This window comes from Streptomyces sp. NPDC098101 (assembly GCF_044760185.1).
Classification (GTDB): domain Bacteria; phylum Actinomycetota; class Actinomycetes; order Streptomycetales; family Streptomycetaceae; genus Streptomyces.
Genome location: NZ_JBIWAS010000001.1, coordinates 28,793 through 48,387 on the forward strand (window position 1 = coordinate 28,793; position 19,595 = coordinate 48,387).

At 74.9% G+C, this 19,595-nt stretch carries 14 protein-coding genes; 13 read left to right on the plus strand and 1 reads right to left on the minus strand.

Annotated elements, in window-relative coordinates; genetic code table 11:
* Nucleotides 1-11 precede the first annotated feature (11 nt).
* The 6 genes from mmuM to ACIQVI_RS00170 all read left to right on the plus strand — a co-directional run bounded on the left by mmuM (nucleotide 12) and on the right by ACIQVI_RS00170 (nucleotide 9,543).
* Nucleotides 12-926 (plus strand): homocysteine S-methyltransferase, encoded by a 915-nt coding sequence (gene mmuM, locus ACIQVI_RS00145; RefSeq protein WP_403589463.1) that lies wholly within the window; start codon nucleotides 12-14, stop codon nucleotides 924-926.
* Between the two features lie 93 nt (nucleotides 927-1,019).
* Nucleotides 1,020-2,522, plus strand: coding sequence for a 3' terminal RNA ribose 2'-O-methyltransferase Hen1 (locus ACIQVI_RS00150; protein WP_403589465.1), 1,503 nt, complete (start codon nucleotides 1,020-1,022; stop codon nucleotides 2,520-2,522).
* On the plus strand, nucleotides 2,519-5,086 hold the full coding sequence (locus tag ACIQVI_RS00155; protein WP_351970062.1) for a polynucleotide kinase-phosphatase: 2,568 nt from the start codon (nucleotides 2,519-2,521) through the stop codon (nucleotides 5,084-5,086). Before ACIQVI_RS00150 ends, ACIQVI_RS00155 begins: the two co-directional genes overlap by 4 nt.
* A 510-nt stretch (nucleotides 5,087-5,596) precedes the next feature.
* Nucleotides 5,597-6,829 carry an arginine deiminase gene (locus ACIQVI_RS00160; protein ID WP_121831104.1) on the plus strand — a complete coding sequence of 411 codons (1,233 nt, stop codon included), beginning with the start codon at nucleotides 5,597-5,599 and terminating at the stop codon, nucleotides 6,827-6,829.
* Nucleotides 6,830-6,957: 128 nt separating this feature from the next.
* Entirely contained in the window at nucleotides 6,958-7,998 is a 1,041-nt protein-coding gene (gene argF / locus ACIQVI_RS00165) for an ornithine carbamoyltransferase (RefSeq protein ID WP_403589468.1), read from the plus strand.
* A 132-nt stretch (nucleotides 7,999-8,130) separates the two neighbouring features.
* Nucleotides 8,131-9,543: an amino acid permease gene (locus tag ACIQVI_RS00170; RefSeq protein WP_403589470.1), complete on the plus strand. Its 1,413-nt coding sequence runs from the start codon at nucleotides 8,131-8,133 to the stop codon at nucleotides 9,541-9,543.
* On the opposite strand, the gene ACIQVI_RS00175 is transcribed toward ACIQVI_RS00170, so the two are convergent.
* Nucleotides 9,524-9,979, minus strand: coding sequence for an ATP-binding protein (locus ACIQVI_RS00175; RefSeq protein WP_403589472.1), 456 nt, complete (start codon nucleotides 9,977-9,979; stop codon nucleotides 9,524-9,526). The two genes, ACIQVI_RS00170 and ACIQVI_RS00175, sit on opposite strands and share 20 nt — an antisense overlap.
* A 239-nt stretch (nucleotides 9,980-10,218) precedes the next feature.
* On the opposite strand from ACIQVI_RS00175, the gene ACIQVI_RS00180 reads away from it, so the two are divergent.
* The 7 genes from ACIQVI_RS00180 (at nucleotide 10,219) to ACIQVI_RS00210 (ending at nucleotide 19,594) form a co-directional block, all read left to right on the plus strand.
* Entirely contained in the window at nucleotides 10,219-11,046 is an 828-nt protein-coding gene (locus tag ACIQVI_RS00180) for an enoyl-CoA hydratase family protein (protein ID WP_351972833.1), read from the plus strand.
* Nucleotides 11,031-13,322 carry a bifunctional salicylyl-CoA 5-hydroxylase/oxidoreductase gene (locus ACIQVI_RS00185; protein WP_403589474.1) on the plus strand — a complete coding sequence of 764 codons (2,292 nt, stop codon included), beginning with the start codon at nucleotides 11,031-11,033 and terminating at the stop codon, nucleotides 13,320-13,322. Before ACIQVI_RS00180 ends, ACIQVI_RS00185 begins: the two co-directional genes overlap by 16 nt.
* A gap of 173 nt (nucleotides 13,323-13,495) precedes the next feature.
* Nucleotides 13,496-15,250, plus strand: a complete 1,755-nt coding sequence (locus tag ACIQVI_RS00190) for a CoA transferase (protein WP_403589476.1) — start codon at nucleotides 13,496-13,498, stop codon at nucleotides 15,248-15,250.
* Nucleotides 15,247-17,217, plus strand: coding sequence for an AMP-binding protein (locus tag ACIQVI_RS00195; protein WP_403589478.1), 1,971 nt, complete (start codon nucleotides 15,247-15,249; stop codon nucleotides 17,215-17,217). The genes ACIQVI_RS00190 and ACIQVI_RS00195 overlap by 4 nt, the downstream gene beginning before the upstream one ends.
* A gap of 115 nt (nucleotides 17,218-17,332) precedes the next feature.
* Nucleotides 17,333-17,632, plus strand: a complete 300-nt coding sequence (locus ACIQVI_RS00200) for a hypothetical protein (RefSeq protein WP_403589480.1) — start codon at nucleotides 17,333-17,335, stop codon at nucleotides 17,630-17,632.
* A 46-nt stretch (nucleotides 17,633-17,678) separates the two neighbouring features.
* Complete coding sequence (locus ACIQVI_RS00205; RefSeq protein ID WP_403589482.1) at nucleotides 17,679-18,935, plus strand: nucleotide sugar dehydrogenase; 1,257 nt, start codon at nucleotides 17,679-17,681, stop codon at nucleotides 18,933-18,935.
* A gap of 119 nt (nucleotides 18,936-19,054) precedes the next feature.
* The gene (locus ACIQVI_RS00210) at nucleotides 19,055-19,594 is read left to right on the plus strand and encodes an EF-hand domain-containing protein (RefSeq protein ID WP_403589484.1); all 540 of its coding nucleotides are present in this window, start codon (nucleotides 19,055-19,057) and stop codon (nucleotides 19,592-19,594) included.
* The last annotated feature ends 1 nt before the right edge of the window (nucleotide 19,595 follow it).

Genomic DNA, 19,595 nt, shown 5'->3' on the forward strand with positions numbered 1-19,595 from the left:
GGAGCGCGCCGATGAGACCGGTCCGTACGCTCGCCGAGGCCCTCCGGGCGGAGGTCCTCGTCCTCGACGGCGGGCTCTCCAACCAGCTGGAGGCGCAGGGCTGCGACCTCTCGGACGCGCTCTGGTCCGCCCGGCTCCTCGCCGACGGACCCGAGCGGATCGAGGAGGCCCACGCGGCGTACGTACGGGCCGGGGCGCGGGTGCTCATCACCTCCGGCTACCAGGCCACCTTCGAGGGCTTCGCCCGGCGGGGCACGGGCCGCGAGGAGGCGGCGCGGCTGCTCGCCCGGAGCGTCGAGCTCGCGCGGTCGGCGGCGGAGTCCACGGGGGAGGAGGTCTGGGTCGCCGCGTCCGTCGGGCCGTACGGCGCGATGCTGGCGGACGGCAGCGAGTACCGGGGGCGGTACGGGCTCTCCGTGCGGGAGCTCGCGGCGTTCCACCGGCCCAGGATCGAGGCGTTCGCGGCGGCCGGGCCCGACGTCCTGGCCCTGGAGACGGTGCCGGACGCGGACGAGGCGGAGGCGCTGCTGCGGGCGGCCGAGGGGTGCGGGCTGCCCGTGTGGCTGTCGTACACGGTCGAGGGCGGGCGGACCCGGGCCGGGCAGGACCTGGCGGAGGCGTTCGCGGTCGCCGCCGGGAACGACCGGGTGGTGGCGGTCGGGGTCAACTGCTGCGACCCCGCCGACGCGGGACCCGCCGTGGAGACGGCCGTCGCGGTGACCGGGAAACCGGCCGTGGTCTACCCCAACAGCGGGGAGCGCTGGGACGCCCGGGCGCGGGACTGGCGCGGCGGGGCCGCCTTCGACCCGGGGCGGGCCACCGCCTGGGTCCGCGCGGGGGCCCGGCTCGTCGGCGGCTGCTGCCGGGTCGGCCCGTCCACGATCACCGCCCTCGCCGAGACCCTGACCGCCGCCGACGACGGCTAACCGGGGGGCCGGGGGGCCGGGAGACCACCCGCCCGTCCGGGTGCGCGGAAAATGCCTGGTGGGGTGGGGGAGGGCCGCACCATACTCGAAGACGTGTTCCTGACGATCAGTACGACCGGCACCCCGGAGCGACCCGCGACCGACCTCGGCTTCCTGCTGCACAAGCATCCCGAGCGGGCGCAGTCGTTCTCGACCTCGCACGGCACCGCGCACGTCCTCTATCCCGAGGCGAGCGCCGAGCGGTGCACGGCGGCACTCCTCCTGGAGGTGGACCCCGTGGCGCTGGTGCGCCGCGGCAAGGGCAAGGGCCGGGGCGGCGCCCCGGACTCCGCGCTCGCGCAGTACGTGAACGACCGGCCCTACGCGGCGTCCTCGCTGCTCGCCGTCGCGCTCGCGAAGGTCTTCAAGACCGCGCTGCACGGCGACTGCAAGGCGATGCCCGAGCGGGCCGCCGCGCCGCTGCCGCTGCGGATCGAGGTCCCCGCGCTCCCCGCCCGGGGCGGCGCCGGGCTGGTGCGCGCGCTGTTCGGCCCGCTGGGCTGGTCCGCCGTGGAGGCCGAACCGGTCGCGCTGGACGCCGAGTTCCCCGAGTGGGGCGACTCGCGGTACGTGCGGCTCGTCCTGGAGGGCGAGCTGCGGCTCGCGGACGCCCTCAACCACCTGTACGTCCTGCTGCCCGTCCTCGACGACGCCAAGCACTACTGGGTCGCGCCCGACGAGGTCGACAAGCTGCTGCGCGCCGGTGACGGCTGGCTCGCCGGGCACCCCGAGCGGAAGCTGATCACGGCCCGCTACCTCTCCCGCCGCTGGGGCCTGGCCCGGGAGGCGACGGAGCGGCTCGAACTGGTCCGGCTCGCCGAGGCCGAGGGCCTGGACGTCGAGGACGTCGACAACGCCGTGGACGAGACGACCGACACCGAGGAACGCCCGGTGCCGCTCGCCCAGCAGCGGCGGGACGCGATCCTGGCCGCGCTGGCGGAGGCCGGGGCGGCGCGCGTGCTCGACCTGGGCTGCGGACAGGGCCAGCTGGTGCAGGCCCTGCTCAAGGACCCGCGCTTCACCGAGATCGTCGGCGTCGACGTGTCCGTCCGGGCCCTGACCGTCGCCGCGCGCCGGCTGCGGCTCGACCGCATGGGGGAGCGGCAGGCCGCCCGCGTGAAGCTGGTGCAGGGTTCCCTCGCGTACACCGACAAGCGGCTGTCCGGCTACGACGCGGCCGTGCTCAGCGAGGTGATCGAGCACCTGGACCTGCCGAGGCTGCCGGCCCTGGAGTACGCGGTGTTCGGCTCGGCCCGGCCCCGTACGGTCCTCGTGACCACGCCGAACGTCGAGTACAACGTGCGCTGGGAGAGCCTGCCCGCCGGGCACGTCCGGCACAGCGACCACCGCTTCGAGTGGAACCGCGAGGAGTTCCGGAGCTGGGCGGCCCGGGTGGCGGGGGAGTACGGGTACGAGGTCGGGTTCGCCCCCGTCGGCCCCGACGACCCCGAGGTCGGACCGCCCACCCAGATGGCCGTCTTCACCCGTACCACCGGCGGAAACGACGAGAAGAAGAACGAGAAGAACGAGAAGGAAGAGAAGGAGGGACGGGCATGACCGCCACCACGGAAAGCACCACCGACACCACCACCGGGCGCCGGGCCCTGCCCGTCACCGACCTCTCCCTCGTCGTGCTCGTCGGCGCCACCGGCTCCGGCAAGTCCACCTTCGCCCGGCGCCACTTCAAGCCGACCGAGGTCATCTCCTCCGACTTCTGCCGGGGGCTCGTCGCCGACGACGAGAACGACCAGTCCGCCAGCCGGGACGCCTTCGAGCTCCTCCACTACATCGCCGGCAAGCGCCTGGCCGCCGGGCGGCTCACCGTCGTCGACGCCACCAACGTCCAGCAGGAGGCCCGGCGGCAGCTCGTGCAGCTGGCCAGGACGTACGACGTGCTGCCCATCGCGATCGTCCTCGACCTGCCCGAGCAGGTGTGCCGCGAGCGGAACGCGGCCCGTCCCGACCGGGCCGACATGCCCGCGCACGTCATCCAGCGCCACCGCCGCGAACTGCGGCGCTCGCTGCGCGGCCTGGAGCGCGAGGGCTTCCGCAAGGTCCACGTGCTGCGCTCCGTCGAGGAGGTCGAGGCCGCCGAGGTCGTCCTGGAGCGCCGCTTCAACGATCTGCGCCACCTCACCGGGCCCTTCGACGTCGTCGGCGACGTCCACGGGTGCAGCTCCGAGCTGGAGACCCTGCTCGGCAAGCTCGGCTACGTCGACGGCCACCACCCCGAGGGGCGCACGGCCGTCTTCGTCGGCGACCTGGTCGACCGGGGGCCCGACTCCCCGGGCGTCCTGCGCCGCGTGATGTCCATGGTCGCCTCCGGCGACGCCCTGTGCGTCCCCGGCAACCACGAGAACAAGCTCGGCCGCTGGCTGAAGGGCCGCAAGGTCCAGCGGACCCACGGCCTCGCCGAGACCATCGAGCAGCTGGAGGGCGAGAGCGAGGAGTTCCGGTCCGAGGTGGAGAAGTTCATCGACGGACTCGTCAGCCACTACGTCCTCGACGGCGGCGACCTCGTCGTCTGCCACGCCGGACTGCCGGAGAAGTACCACGGCCGCACCTCCGGCCGGGTGCGCTCGCACGCCCTGTACGGGGACACCACCGGCGAGACCGACGAGTTCGGGCTGCCCGTGCGCTACCCGTGGGCGGAGGAGTACCGGGGACGGGCCACCGTCGTCTACGGGCACACCCCCGTGCCGAACACCTCCTGGATCAACAACACCCTCTGCCTCGACACCGGAGCCGTCTTCGGCGGGAAGATGACCGCGCTGCGCTGGCCCGAGCGCGAGCTGGTCGACGTACCGGCCGAGCGGGTCTGGTACGAGCCGGCCCGGCCGCTCGCGACCGAGGCGCCCGGCGGGCACCAGGGACGCCCCCTGGACCTGGCCGACGTGCACGGGCGGCGGACGGTCGAGACCCGGCACCACGGCAACGTCGCCGTGCGCGAGGAGAACGCGGCGGCGGCCCTGGAGGTCATGAGCCGGTTCGCGGTCGACCCGCGCCTGCTCGCGTACCTGCCGCCGACGATGGCGCCGACCGCCACGTCCAAGGAGGACGGCTACCTGGAGCACCCGGCCGAGGCCTTCGCCCAGTACCGGTCCGACGGCGTCGAGCGGGTCGTGTGCGAGGAGAAGCACATGGGCTCCCGGGCCGTGGCCCTGGTCTGCCGGGACGCCGGCGCGGCCCGCGAGCGCTTCGGCGCCGACGGGGCCACGGGCGCCCTGCACACCCGTACCGGACGCCCCTTCTTCGACGATCCCGCCGTCACCGAGGAGGTCCTCGGGCGGCTGCGGACCGCGATCGGGGCCGCCGGGCTCTGGGACGAACTCGACACGGACTGGCTGCTGCTCGACGGCGAGCTGATGCCGTGGTCGCTGAAGTCGGCCGGTCTGCTCCGCGCGCAGTACGCGGCCGTCGGCGCCGCCTCGGGCGCGGTGCTGCCCGGCGCGATCGACGCCCTGCGCCGGGCGTCGGCGCGCGGCGTCGAGGGGATCGACGGGCTGCTCGACCGGCAGCGGGAGCGGGCGGTGGACGCGGCGGCGTTCACCGCCGCCTACCGCAGGTACTGCTGGCCGACCGAGGGCCTGGAGGGCGTGCGGTTCGCGCCCTTCCAGCTCCTGGCGGCGCGCGGGCACTCGCTCGCGGCCGTGCCGCACGACGAGCAGCTCGCGTGGCTCGACCGGCTCGTGGAGCACGACCCCACCGGGCTGCTCCAGGTCACCCGCCGGCTCGTCGTGGACACGGGCGACGAGGCCTCGGTCCGCGCGGGCACCGACTGGTGGCTGGAGCTGACCGGCGCGGGCGGCGAGGGCATGGTCGTCAAGCCGCTGGCGGCGCTCGTCCGCGACGGCAAGGGCCGGCTCGTCCAGCCGGGCGTGAAGGTCCGGGGCCGGGAGTACCTGCGGATCATCTACGGCCCCGAGTACACCCGCCCGGAGAACCTGGAGCGGCTGCGGCAGCGCTTCCTCGGGCACAAGCGGTCCCTCGCCCTGCGCGAGTACGCGCTCGGCCTGGAGGCGCTCGCCCGGCTCGCGGACGGCGAACCGCTCTGGCGCGTCCACGAGGCCGTCTTCGCGGTCCTCGCCCTGGAGTCGGAACCGGTCGACCCGAGGCTCTGACCGCCCGGGCGGACCCCGCGCCCCCGCCGACCGCCGTTCTCCCGCGCCCCCGCCGGACCGTTCCGGCGGGGGCGCAGGTGCGCCCCGGGTGGCGCTCCCCTGCGCCCCTCGTGCTCGTTGACGCGTTTCTTCCGCAGCCCCTAGCGTTCTTCACCCCGTCACGTGACGGGAGGTCAACGGCGTTGCCGCGCCGGGGAGACGGGGCGGGACCGCGCACGCGTACGCGCCGGTCGCGGAAGGCGGCCGGTCCGGACGCGCGCCGCCCCGGCACCGGGGCCGCCACGACACCGACGGCACCGGGCCCCGGACGCGGCCGGGGAACACGGACCGGCGTTGGGCCGTCGCGGGGGGACGGCCCAACGCCCCGGACCGGGAAGGAGCCGCACGTACCGCGTCCCGCGCCCTCCGCCCCGGACCGGGAGGGAGCCGTACGCACCGCGCCGCCGCGCGTTCACCCCGCCCTGTGTCGAAACGCGGGCCGCGAAGGCCCCCCTCCGTCAGGATGGACCCATGGGATTCCATGTCGATTCCGAGACCGGGCGGCTGCGCCGCGTCATCCTCCACCGGCCCGATCTGGAGCTGAAGCGGCTCACCCCGACCAACAAGGACGCCCTCCTCTTCGACGACGTGCTCTGGGTGCGGCGGGCCCGGCAGGAGCACGACGGCTTCGCCGACGTGCTGCGCGACCGGGGGGTGGAGGTGCACCTCTTCGCGGACCTCCTGAGCGAGTCGCTCAAGGTCCCGGCCGCCCGCGCGCTCGTCCTGGACCGGGTCTTCGACGAGAAGGAGTACGGCCCGCTCGCCGCCGACCACCTCCGGGCGGCCTTCGACTCCCTCGACGCCGTCGCGCTCGGCGAGGTCCTCGTCGGCGGGATGACGAAGCGGGAGTTCCTGGCGGCGCACCGGGAGCCGACCTCGGTCCGCTTCCACGCCCTCGACCTGGACGACTTCCTCCTCGGCCCGCTGCCCAACCACCTCTTCACCCGGGACACCTCCGCCTGGATCTACGACGGCGTCTCCATCAACGCCATGCGCTGGCCGGCCCGGCAGCGCGAGACGGTCCACTTCGAGGCGATCTACAAGCACCACCCGCTCTTCACCGGCCCCGAGGCGGGCCCCTTCCACCACTGGTCGGAGGGGCAGGCGGACTACCCGTCGACGATCGAGGGCGGGGACGTCCTGGTCATCGGCAACGGCGCCGTGCTCATCGGGATGAGCGAGCGCACCACCCCGCAGGCGGTGGAGATGCTGGCCCGGGGCATGTTCGCGGCCGGTTCGGCGCGCACGATCGTCGCGCTCGACATGCCGAAGCGGCGCGCGTTCATGCACCTGGACACGGTGATGACGATGGTCGACCAGGACACGTTCACCCAGTACGCGGGCCTCGGGATGCTCCGCTCGTACACGATCGAGCCGGGGGACGCGGGGCAGCCGCTGCGGGTGACCGACCGTCCGCCGGAGCGGATGCACGACGCGATCGCGGCGGCCCTGGGGCTCCCGGAGGTCCGGGTCCTCACGGCCACCCAGGACGTGCACGCGGCCGAGCGCGAGCAGTGGGACGACGGCTGCAACGTGCTCGCGGTGGAGCCGGGGGTGGTCGTCGCGTACGAGCGGAACGTCACCACGAACACCCATCTGCGCAAGCAGGGCATCGAGGTGATCGAGATCCCCGGCAGCGAGCTGGGCCGGGGGCGGGGCGGCCCGCGCTGCATGAGCTGTCCGGTGGAGCGGGACGCCGTCTGAGGGGCGCGGGGGACCCCCGGGCGGCCCGGCCTCCGTACAGGAGGGGGCTGTATATAAATGTTGAAGTGCGTATAGACTTCCAGGGTCCCGATCGTCGTCCCCCGACCGTACCCACAGGAGCGCGACCCATGGCCACAGACCTCATCGGCCGCCACTTCCTCAAGGAGCTGGACTTCACCGCCGAGGAGTTCCGCGGTCTGGTCGCGCTCGCCGCCGAGCTCAAGGCCGCCAAGAAGGCGGGCGCCGAGGTGCGGCGGCTGCGCGGCCGCAACATCGCCCTGATCTTCGAGAAGACCTCGACCCGCACCCGCTGCGCCTTCGAGGTCGCCGCCGCCGACCAGGGCGCCTCCACGACCTACCTGGACCCCTCGGGCTCCCAGATGGGCCACAAGGAGTCCGTCAAGGACACCGCCCGCGTCCTCGGCCGGATGTTCGACGGGATCGAGTACCGGGGGGACAGCCAGGCCGCGGTCGAGGAGCTCGCCGCCTATGCGGGCGTGCCCGTCTTCAACGGCCTCACCGACGACTGGCACCCCACCCAGATGCTCGCCGACGTGCTCACCGTGACCGAGCACACCGACAAGCCGCTGGACCGGGTCGCCTTCGCCTACCTGGGCGACGCCCGCTTCAACATGGGCAACTCCTACCTGGTCACCGGCGCCCTGCTCGGCATGGACGTCCGGATCGTCGCCCCGGAGGCGTACTGGCCCGCCGCGGACGTCGTCGAGCGGGCCCGCAAGCTCGCGGAGACCAGCGGCGCCACCGTCACCCTCACCGAGGACGTGACGGAGGGGGTCCGGGGGGCCGACTTCGTGGCCACCGACGTCTGGGTCTCCATGGGCGAGCCCAAGGAGGTCTGGGACGAGCGGATCGCCGCCCTCGCCCCGTACTCCGTGACCATGGACGTGCTGCGCGCCACCGGGAACCCGGACGTCGGCTTCCTGCACTGCCTGCCCGCCTTCCACGACCTGGGCACCGCCGTCGGCCGCGACATCCACGCCCGGCACGGCCTGACCGAGCTGGAGGTCACCGACGAGGTCTTCGAGTCGGCCCACTCGCTCGTCTTCGACCAGGCCGAGAACCGGATGCACACCATCAAGGCGGTCCTGGTCGCCACCATGGCGGGCACGGGCGCGGACACGGGGGCCGGGTCCGAAATCGGGGCATAGCGTTGCGTCCGATGGGGTGAATGCGCGGGGTGTGGTTTACGATCGCACGATTCACGCACGTTTCAGGGGGGTTCGGGCAGGTAAGCCCGAACCCCCCTGACGCGTGCACGCACCAGAAACGAGAACCCCCGCATGACCCCGTCCGCCGCGCGGATCAAGACACCGCAGCAGCTCCTCGCCGAATCCGGCGCCGACCTCGAGGGCCACGGCCTCCAGCGCACCATGGGCCTCTTCCAGCTCATCTGCTTCGGCGTCGGCGCGATCGTGGGCACCGGCATCTTCGTCGGCCTCTCCGACAGCGTCGCGGAAGCCGGCCCCGCGGTCGTGGTCTCCTTCGTGCTCGCCGCGATCACCTGCGTCTTCACCGCCTTCTCCTTCGCGGAGCTGGGCGGCGCGATCCCGGTCTCGGGCTCCTCGTACTCCTTCGCCTACGCCAGCCTCGGCGAGCGGGCCGCCTTCCTCGTCGGCTGGTGCCTGCTCCTGGAGTACGGCGTGTCCGTCTCCGCCGTCGCGGTCGGCTGGAGCCAGTACCTCAACGAGCTCCTGGACAGCCTGACCGGATGGCAGCTGCCCGCCGCGCTCTCCGCCGGACCGGGCGAGGGCGGCGCGGTGAACCTGCCCGCCGTGGTCGTGATCCTGCTCGCGGCCACCCTCCTGGTGCGCGGGGTCAGGGAGAGCGCCCGGGCGACCGCCGCCATGGCCGTCCTCAAGATCGGCATCCTGGTCGTCTTCTGCGCCATCGGCTTCACCGCCTTCCAGGACGGGCGCCTCTCGCCGTTCACCGGCAGCGGCGCCGCCGGCATCACCGCCGGCGCCTCCGTGGCCTTCTTCTCCTACATCGGCTTCGACGCGATCACCACGGCCGGCGAGGAGGTGAAGAACCCGCGCCGCGACATCCCGATCGCCATCCTCGTCTGCATCGGGCTCGTCACCCTGCTCTACTGCGCGGTCGCGCTCTCCGCGATCGGGGCGATCGGCCCCGACGCCGTCGCGAACAGCCCGGCCGCCCTCTCCGTCGTCGTGGACGAGGTCACCGGCTCGTCCGTCGGCGGCGGGATCGTCGCCTTCGGCGCGGTCGTCGCCATCGCCTCCGTCGTCCTCGCGGTGATGTACGGCCAGACCCGCATCCTGATGTCGATGTCCCGCGACGGGCTCGTCCCCCGGGTCTTCGAGCGGGTCTCCCCGAAGACCTCGACCCCCGTCGCCAACACCTGGATCGTGGCCGCCGTCTTCGCCGTACCGGCCGCCTTCGCCCCGCTCGACGTGGTCGTCGACCTGACCACCATAGGCACCCTCGCCGTCATGGCGGTCGTCAACCTCGCGGTGATGGTGCTGCGCCGCCGCGCCCCCGAGCTGCCGCGCTCCTTCCGGGTGCCGCTCTTCCCGCTGAGCCCGCTGCTCGGCATCGGCTTCTGCCTGTACCTGATCTGGGGCACGGGCTGGACGACCTGGCTGCAGTTCGCCGTCTTCCTGGTCGCGGGCGGGCTGCTGTACGCGCTCTACGGGCGCCGCAACTCGCGGCTCGTCACGTCGCCGGAAGCGTGAACCAGGCCGCCTTGCCGCGTGCGGTCGGGCGGTGACCGCAGTCGCTGCTGAGCGCCCGGACCAGGAAGAGGCCGCGGCCGTGCTCCTGCCATGGGTCGATCTCGGCGTCCGGGTCGGGGTGGACGATCCGGCCGGGCGCCGGGTCGTGGACCTCGATCCGGCAGTCGCCGGACGCCGTGCGCGGCTCGACGACCAGCTCGATGGGCCCCCGCCCCGCGGTGTGCCGGACGGCGTTGGCGACGAGCTCGGCGGTGAGCAGCTCCGCCGTGTCGGCCCCGCCGGGCGCGACGCGGGCGAGGGCGTCGCGGACGAGGGAGCGGGCGATCGGGACGGCGGCGGTGGTGTGGGGCAGCCGGACGCGCCGGGAAGCCGGCGATCCGGCGCCGCCGGGCCCGGCGGCGCCGGCGCGGTCGGTGGAGTCGAGGGTGTCGGGCATGGGAGGCAGGTTCCCTTCGCCGTGGGGGCGGACGGGGGGAGGGGGTTCCGAGACGTCCTGCCTCCGACCCTACGGAAGGGGGCGGCCCCTTCCCCAGGGCACCCCCTCCCCTTCCGGTGAGGACTTCCGTACCCACTTCGCGGGGCCCTGTGGGCTCCCGAACCCCTTTTGTCGCGTGCTCGTGACGATGGTCACAGAACGGTGATACGCTCCGGGACGGAGGAAGGAGGCCGTTCCCGATGAGCCCCTTTACCGGCTCCGCGTCCCGCACCGCCCGCTGGCGCCACCTGCGCCTGGACATCGACGAGGGCGTCGCCACCGTCACCCTCGCCCGGCCCGCGAAACTCAACGCCCTCACCTTCGGCGCCTACGCCGACCTGCGCGACCTCCTCGCCGAGCTCTCCCGCGAGCGGGCCGTCCGCGCCCTCGTCCTCGGCGGCGAGGGCCGCGGCTTCTGCTCCGGCGGCGACGTGGACGAGATCATCGGCGCCACCCTCTCCCTCGACACCGCCCGGCTCCTCGACTTCAACCGGATGACCGGCCAGGTCGTCCGCGCCCTGCGCGAATGCCCCTTCCCCGTCGTCGCGGCCCTCCACGGCGTCGCCGCGGGCGCCGGAGCGGTCCTCGCGCTCGCCGCCGACTTCCGGATCGCCGACCCCACCACCCGCTTCGCCTTCCTCTTCACCCGGGTCGGCCTCTCCGGCGGCGACATGGGCGCGGCCTACCTGCTGCCCCGGGTCGTCGGCCTCGGCCACGCCACCCGGCTCCTCATGCTGGGCGAGCCCGTCCGCGCCGCCGAGGCCGAGCGCATCGGCCTCCTGAGCGAACTCACCGAGGAGGGCGCCGCCGACGCCCGCGCCGCCGCCCTCGCCCGCCGCCTCGCGGACGGCCCCGCGCTCGCCCTCGCCCAGACCAAGGCCCTGCTCACCGCCGAACTCGACATGCCCCTCGCCGCCTCCGTCGAACTCGACGCGGCCACCCAGGCCCTCCTGATGCACGGCGAGGACTACGCCGAGTTCCACGCGGCCTTCACGGAGAAGCGCCCCCCGAAATGGCGGAGCCGGTAACCCCGCCGGGGCCCCGGGCCGCACCCCCGTCCCCCTCCCGCATCGCCGTCGTCGGCGGCGGCCCCGGCGGGCTCTACGCCGCCGCCCTGCTCAAACGGCGCGACCCCCGGCGCCAGGTCACCGTCTGGGAGCGGAACGCGCCCACCGACACCTTCGGCTTCGGCGTCGTCCTCTCCGACGAGACCCTCGGCGGGATCCGGGACGCCGACCCCGCCGTGTACGCGGCGCTCGACCGCGAACTCGTCCGCTGGGACGACATCGACGTCGTCCACCGGGGCCACCGCACCACCTCCACCGGCCACGCCTTCGCCGCCCTCGGCCGCCACCGGCTCCTGGAACTCCTGCACGCCCGCTGCGCCGACCTCGGCGTACGCCTCCGCTTCCGCGCCGAGGCCCCGCCCGCCGCCGAACTCGCCGCCGCACACGACCTGGTCGTCGCCGCCGACGGCGTCCACAGCCGCACCCGCGACACGTACGCCGCGCACTTCCGCCCCCGGATCACCACCCACCGCTGCCGCTACATCTGGCTCGCCGCCGACTTCGCCCTCGACGCCTTCCGCTTCGAGACCGCCGAGACCGGACACGGCATCGCACAGCTCCACGCCTACCCCTACGCGCCCGGCGCCTCCACCGTCATCGTCGAGATGCGCGAGGAGGTCTGGCGCGCCGCCGGCCTCCACGCGCTCGACGAGGCCGGATCCACCGCCCGCTGCGCCGAGATCTTCGCCGGAGCGCTCGGCGGCCGGAAGCCGCGCGCCAACAACTCCGCCTGGACCGCCTTCCGCACGGTCGTCAACGACCGCTGGTCGTACGGCAACACCGTCCTCATCGGCGACGCCGCCCACACCGCGCACTTCTCCATCGGCTCCGGCACCAAACTGGCCGTCGAGGACGCCCTCGCCCTCGCCGACAGCCTCGACGCGCACGGCACCACGGAAGAGGCCCTGGCCGCCTACGAGACCGGGCGCCGCCCCGTCGTCGAATCCACCCAGCGCGCGGCCGCCGCCAGCCTGCACTGGTTCGAGGAGCTCGCGGGCCACGCCGACCGGCCGCCCCGCCGCTTCGCCTTCGACCTCCTCACCCGCAGCCGCCGCGTCACCCACGCCAACCTGCGCCTGCGCGACCCCGCCTTCACCGCCGCCGTCGAGGACGACTTCGGCTGCCCGCCCGGCACCCCGCCCATGTTCACCCCCTTCCGGCTGCGCGGACTGACCCTGCGCAACCGGATCGTGGTCTCCCCCATGGACCTGTACGCCGCCGAGGACGGCGTCCCCGGCGACTTCCACCTCGTCCACCTCGGGTCCAGGGCCCTCGGCGGCGCCGGACTCGTCATGACCGAGATGGTCTGCGTGAGCCCCCGGGGCCGCATCACCCCCGGCTGCACCGGCCTGTGGACCGACGAACAGGCCGCCGCCTGGAGCCGGATCACCGACTTCGTCCACACGAGCGCGCCCGGCACCGCGCTCGGCGTCCAGCTCGGCCACTCCGGCCGCAAGGGCTCCACCCGCCGCATGTGGGAGGGGATCGACCGGCCGCTCCCCGAGGGCAACTGGCCGCTCGTCGCCGCCTCCCCCCTCCCGTACCGGCCCGGCGTCAACCAGACCCCGGACACCCTCGACCGCGCCGGACTCACCGCCGTCCGCGAGGAGTTCACGGCCGCCGCCCGGCGCGCCGCCCGCGGCGGCTTCGACCTCCTCGAACTCCACGCCGCCCACGGCTACCTGCTCTCCGGCTTCCTCTCCCCACTCACCAACCACCGCACCGACGCCTACGGCGGCGACCTCGAAGGACGCCTCCGCTTCCCCCTCGAAGTCCTCGACGCGGTACGGGAGGCCTGGCCCGACGACCGGCCCCTGACCGTCCGGATCTCGGCCACCGACTGGGCCGGGGGCGGCACGACGGTCGAGGACGCCGTCGCGACCGCCCGCGCCCTCGCCGCCCGCGGCGCCGACGCCATCGACGTCTCCACCGGCCAGGTCGTCCCCCACGAGACCCCCGCGTACGGCCGCTCGTACCAGACCCCGTACGCCGACCGCATCCGCAACGAGACCGGGATCCCCGTGATCGCGGTCGGCGCGATCTCCTCCTGGGACGACGTCAACTCCCTCCTCCTGGCAGGCCGCGCCGACCTCTGCGCCCTCGCCCGCCCCCACCTCTACGACCCCCACTGGACCCTCCACGCGGCGGCCGAACAGGGCTACGAGGGCCCGGCGGCCCCCTGGCCCGCCCCGTACCGCGCGGGCAGCCGCCGCCCGCCCACCGGCCGCCGCGACTAGGGAGGACCGTCCGGCAGAACCGGTCAAACAACCCTGCGAACCCTCCCCCTTGGGGATGAAGCGCCGCCGCCGCCGTGCCCCCGGTCGCCCTCCCGCTGTTCTTCCGGCGGAAAGATCGTTCCGACTCCGGGAGAGGGCAGGATGCAGCGAGACGGGCAGGGCGGTCGGCGCCCATGAGCCTGTACCAGGAGGCCGCGCCCCGCACGGCGCCCGCCGCCACCCGCACCGCCCGGACGGTGGCCGGGGAACTCCTCGACCGCACCCTCGGCGCCCCGGCCGAACACCCCCGCCGGGACGTCGGCGGCGCCGGACCCGTCGGGATCGACGCGGGCGACGAGCGCGCGGTGCAGGCCGCGTGCGGCGTCATGCACGTGCACGGCCGGGCCACCGGCGCCCCCGCGCCGCTCGCCGCGGACTACGTCTCCACGGTGACCGGCGTCCTCGCCGCCCAGGGCGCCACGGCGGCCCTCCTCGCCCGCCGCCGGGGAGGCCCGCCGCTGCGGACCCGCACCTCCCTCGCCCAGGGGGCGCTCCTGACGGTCACCCAGTACCTCGCCGCCGCCACCGCGCACGAGACCGCGGAGGCCGGGGGCCCTGACGGCACGGGCCTCGCCACCCTCACCACCGCCGACGCCGTGCGCGTCGAGATCGAGACCCTCGACCCCACCGCCTGGGCCGGGTTCTGGCAGCGGCTCGGCGTTCCGCCCCGGACGGCGGGACGCGGCTGGCAGCCCTTCCAGACCCGCTTCGGCACGGCCGTCTGCCCCCTGCCCCCGGAACTCCGCGCCGCCGTACGGACGCACCCCCTGGAAGCCGTACGGGCAGCGGGCGCCGCGCACGGCGTGTCGGTCGCCGCGATCGGGGAGGACACGACGGCCCCGCCCGGCCTCGCCCCCTGGACCCTCGCACCGGCCCCTCCCGCCGACCCGTGCCCGCCCCTCTCGCCCCTCCCGGCGGTCACCGACGCGGACGCCCTGCCGCTCGCCGGTCTGCGGGTGGTCGAATCGGCCCGCCGCGTCCAGGGACCCGTGGCCGGACACGTCCTGCGGCTGCTCGGCGCCGAGGTCGTCCGTGTCGAACCCCCCGGCGGCGACCCCCTGCGCGGCCTGCCCCCCGTCGCCGGGGGCTGCTCGGTCCGGTTCTCCGCGCTCAACCACGGCAAGTCCGTCCACGAGGCCGACCTCACCACCCGCCAGGGCCGGGACGCCGTGCGCGAACTGGTCTCCCGCGCCGACGTCTTCCTGCACAACTGGGCACCCGGCAAGGCCGAGGCCCTCCGCCTCGACGCCGACGACCTGCACGCCGTCAACCCCCGCCTGGTGTACGCCTCCGCCTCCGGCTTCGGCACCGCCCTCGGCCCCGTCCCCCCGATCGGCACCGACTACCTGGCCCAGGTCCACGGCGGCCTCGCCGCCGCGCTGCGCCCCGCCGGAGAGCTCCCCGCCCCCTCCCTCATGACCGTCACCGACGTCCTCGGCGGACTGGTCCTCGCCCAGGCCGCGCTCGCCGGCCTCCTCGCGCGCCAGGAGACCGGCCGGGGCTGCCGCGCCGCGTCCTCGCTGCTCTCCGCCGCCGCCCTGGTCCCGCGCCCGCCCCGGCGCGTCGCCCTCTCCGCGCTGGACCGCCCGCTGCCCACCGCCGACGGACTGCTGTACCTGGGGGCCGAGGCGCGGGCCCTGCCCCGCGAGGTGGCCCGTACCGTCGGCGCCACCGGCACCGCCCCGGTGGGGGAGCGGCTGCGGACCCGTACGACGGACGCGTGGCTGGCCGAGCTGCGGGAGGCGGGACTGCCGTCCGTCGCCGTCCGCACCGACCTGGCGGCCCTCGCCGCGGACCCGGCCTTCGCCCGGGCCGTCCTGCCGCCGGACGACCGCCTCCCGTACGCGCGCCCCGCCGCGCCCTGGGAGTTCACGGAGGAGGCCCGGTGACCACCGCCCCCACCGCGCACCGGGCCGCCTGGCGCTCCCGCAACGGCCTGGAGTTACCCGACAGGGTCCCCCGCCCCGACCGCGAGGCGTGGGAGGCCCGGGGGCTCTGCCCCGGCGCCGACCTCTTCACCCTCTTCCGGGGACACGCGCTCGCCGCCCCCGGCCGGGACGCGGTGGTGGACGACCGGGGGACCGTCTCCTACGGCGAGCTGTACGCGGAAGTGCTGCGCGTCGCGGCCCTGTTCGCGGAGGCGGGGCTCGGCCCCCGGGACGTGATCGCGCTCCGGCTCCCCAACGGGCGCCTCGCGGCGGCGGCGGAACTCGCCGTCTACGCCCTCGGCGCGGTCGCCCTGCCCTACCCGCTCGGCGGCGGTACCCGCGACACCCTCTCCCTCCTCGCCCGCTCCCGGGCGGGCGGAGCCGTCCTGAGCGAACCCGAAGACCTCGAAGCGGCGTCCGAACTCCCCTGGTTACGTGCCGTGTTCACGACCGGTCCCGATGCCCCTCCCGGGGTGCGGCGCCTCGACCGCTCCCCGTCCGGCGGACCGTTCCGCCCGGCCGAACCCCCCGCCGCGGCCACCGCCCCGGCCCGGATCCTGGTCTCCTCCGGCTCCGAGGCCGAACCGAAGATGATCGCCTACAGCCACCAGGCCATGGCCGGCGGCCGCGCGACCTACGTACGAGCCCTCACGGGCCTCCCACCCGAACCCGACGCCCCGGCCTTACCCCACCCCTCGGCCGGACCCGACGCCCCGGCTTTACCCCGCCCTTCGGTCACCCTCGACTCCCCGGCCGTACCCGGCCCTCCGGCCGCCCCCGACTCCCCGGCCGAGCCTCGCCCTCCGGCCGTACCCCACCCCTCGGTCGCCCTCGACTCCCCGGCCGAGCCCGGCCCTCCGGCCGCATCCGACCCCCCTGCCGTACCCCACCCCTCGGCCGAACCCGGCCCCTCGGCCGAACCCCGCCCCCCGGCCGCCCCGCCCCGCCTCCTCGTGCTCGTTCCCCTCGCCTCCTCCTACGGGTCGCTGGGCGTCCCGGTCGCGCTCGCCGCGCTCGGGGGGACCCTGATCGTGCGCGGGCGGTTCGACGCCGCCGACGCGCTCCGGGCGGTCGTCGAGCACCGGCCCACCCATCTGTTCGGGGTGCCGACCATGCTGCGGCGGATGGCGGACCTGCCGCGCCTCGCGGGGGAGGACACCTCCTCGCTGCGGGCCGTGGTCTCCAGCGGCGCCGCGCTCCCCGCCTCCACCGCGGCCGCCTGCCGCGAACGGTTCGGCACGCCGGTCGTCACCGTGTACGGCTCCTCCGACGGCGTCAACTGCCACACCGCCGCCCCCGGCGCCCCCGCCGGGGACACCGCGGGAACCCCCGACCCCGCCGTGGCCGCCCTCCGGATCGTCCGGCCGGACGGCTCCCCGGCGGCCACCGGGGAGCCGGGGGAGATCCAGGCCAGGGGGCCCATGACCCCGCTGTGCTACGTGGCCGCCCCCGAACTCGACGCCCGCTACCGCACCGCCGACGGCTGGGTCCGCACCGGCGACCTGGGGGCGCTCGACGCGCAGGGGCGGCTGCGGGTCCTCGGCCGGCTCAAGAACGTGGTGATCCGGGGCGGTTACACCATCAGCCCGGCCGAGGTGGAACGCGAGCTGGGCACCCACCCCGGGATCGCGGAGGCGGTCTGCGTACCGGTGCCGGACGAGGAGTTCGGGGAGCGGCTGTGCGCGTGCGTACGGCCGGTGCCGGGGGCGCCCGCGCCCGTCCTGGGCGCGGTGACCGCGCATCTCGCCGCCCGAGGCCTCGAACGGCGCAAGTTCCCCGAGTACCTGCTCGTCCTCGACCGGATGCCGCTGCGGCCCACCGGAAAGGTCTGCCGCCGCACCGTCACGGCCAGGGCCGTGGCCTCCTTGAGGGCCGTCCCGGACACCGGGGCAGAGGATTTCACTCATACAGGGGAAATCCCGAATTAATAGCTCGGAAACGCCGAAACGCGTGCAATCCTGTTGCCACAAGCGGAATCCCTGATTCAACTTCCTTCGCGGCAGAGGCCCGGCAGGCCCGCCCCCCGTTCATGGAGAAGCTCTCTTGCGACGTTCCCTTGTCACCCTCCTCCTCGCCTCCGGCGCCGCCCTGGGCCTCCTCCAGACCCCGGCGACCGCCGCCGAGGGGACCGTCACCGTCTTCCAGACGGAGGCGCACCCCCTGGCGGTCTACGAGAACCCGAGGGGCTGCCACAAGCTGCCGGCCGCGGCGCACGTGCTGAACAACACCACCGACGGACCGGTCCGCATCTACGCCGACCCGTTCTGCCTCGGGCCCTCCCTCACGGTCGCCCCCGGGCACGGCTCCCACGTGGCGCCCGGCAGCGGCAGCTTCAGCGCCTGACGGACCCGACCGCGAGGGGAACCACACCGGACACATGGGGGGAAACATGTTCACAGAAGTCGCCGTGGTCGGTCTCGGCTACGTCGGTCTCCCGCTGGCCCGCCGGGCCTGCGAGGCGGGCCTGACGACCGTCGGCCACGACATCGACGCCGACGTCGTCGAGGGCCTGGAGGGGGGACGCTCCCACGTCGGGGACGTCCACGACGAGGACGTCGCGGCGATGCGCGCCGCGGGCTTCCGCGCCAGCACCGACCCCGGCGTCCTCGCCGGCGCCCACACCGTCGTCGTCTGCGTCCCGACCGGCCTCACCCCGGACGGCGAACCGGACCTGGAACCGCTGCTCGCGGCCGTCCGCACCGTCGCCCGCCACCTCGAACCGGGCACGCTGGTCTGCGTCGAGTCCACCAGCCACCCGGGCACCACGGAGGAGATCGTCCGGCCCCTCCTCGAAGCCCACGGCCTGCGCGCGGGCGAGGACTTCCACCTGGCGTACTCGCCCGAGCGCATCGACCCCGGCAACCGCCGCTACACCCTGCGCACCACGCCGAAGGTCGTCAGCGGCTCCACCGAACTCTGCGCCAAGCACGCCGCCGCCTTCTACGAACGGCTCGTCGACGAGGTCGTCGTCGCCGCCGGGACCCGGGAGGCGGAGATGGCCAAGATCCTGGAGAACGCCTACCGGTACGTGAACATCGCCCTGGTCAACGAGGCCGCCGTCTACTGCGACCGGGTCGGCATCGACATCTGGGACGTGCTGCGCTGCGCGGACACCAAGCCCTTCGGGTTCTCCGCCTTCCGCCCCGGACCCGGCGTCGGCGGCCACTGCATCCCGGTCGACCCCCGCTACCTGATGACCCGCGCCGCCGAACAGGGCTTCACCTTCCACACCCTGGGTGCCGCCCGCGCCGTCCTCGACGCGATGCCGGACCACGTCGCCGGGCGCGCCCGCGACCTGCTCGTCGCCGCGGGCACGGACCCGGCGGACGCCCGGGTGACGCTGCTCGGCGTCGCCTACAAGGCCGACGTCGCCGACACCAGGGAGTCACCCGCCTACCCCGTGGCCCGCGCCCTGCGCTCTCTCGGGGTCCGGCTCGCCTACCACGACCCGCACGTCGAGCGGTTCGAGGTGGACGGCGACCCCGTGCCCCGGCGGTCGACGCCGGAACGGGCCCTCGCCGACAGCGACCTGGTCGTCCTGCTCCAGGACCACTCCGCCTACCGGTCGGCCGACTGGGACGGGGCCGCCTGCCCGGTCCTCGACACCCGGGGAACGGCGGAGGGCCGGCGCGTGGTGCGGCTCTGACGCCCGCGCCGCCCCCCACAGACCTCCGGCCCGGGACGCGCCCCCGCGTCCCGGCCGCGAGCAAGGCGCCCGGACGCCGTCCGGACGTCACACGAGGAAAGAAACAAGGAGAACAACCCATGACCGTGGCAATCGACAACGTCGCCCAGGAGCGTCTGGCGAAGCGCTTCGACAAGTGGGACGCCGACGGCAACGGCCTGCTGGAGCCCTCGGACTTCACCACCGAGGCCGCCAACATCGCCCGCGCGTTCGGCGAGTCCCCCGAGTCGCCGAAGGCCTCCGCGCTGCGCGACGGCTTCGTCGCCCTCTTCGGCGACCTCGCCCGCCGCGCGGGCGTCGCGCCGCAGGGCTCGATCGACCGCGAGCAGTTCCTCCGGGCCGCCGGTGAGATCGTCCAGGGCGGCGCCGCCACCTTCGACCCGGTCTTCGCCCCGGTCGCCAAGGGCATCGTCGGCCTGGCCGACCGCAACGGCGACGGCGTCATCGACGGCGAGGAGTTCGCCACCTGGCTCAACGCCCTCGGCCTCGGCCAGGCGGAGGCCCGCGCGGCCTTCCAGCAGATCGACGCCGACGGCGACGGCACCCTCTCCGAGCAGGAGCTCCTCGCCGCCGTACGCAAGTTCCACCTCGGTGAGCTCGACGTCGAGCTGCTCGGCTGAG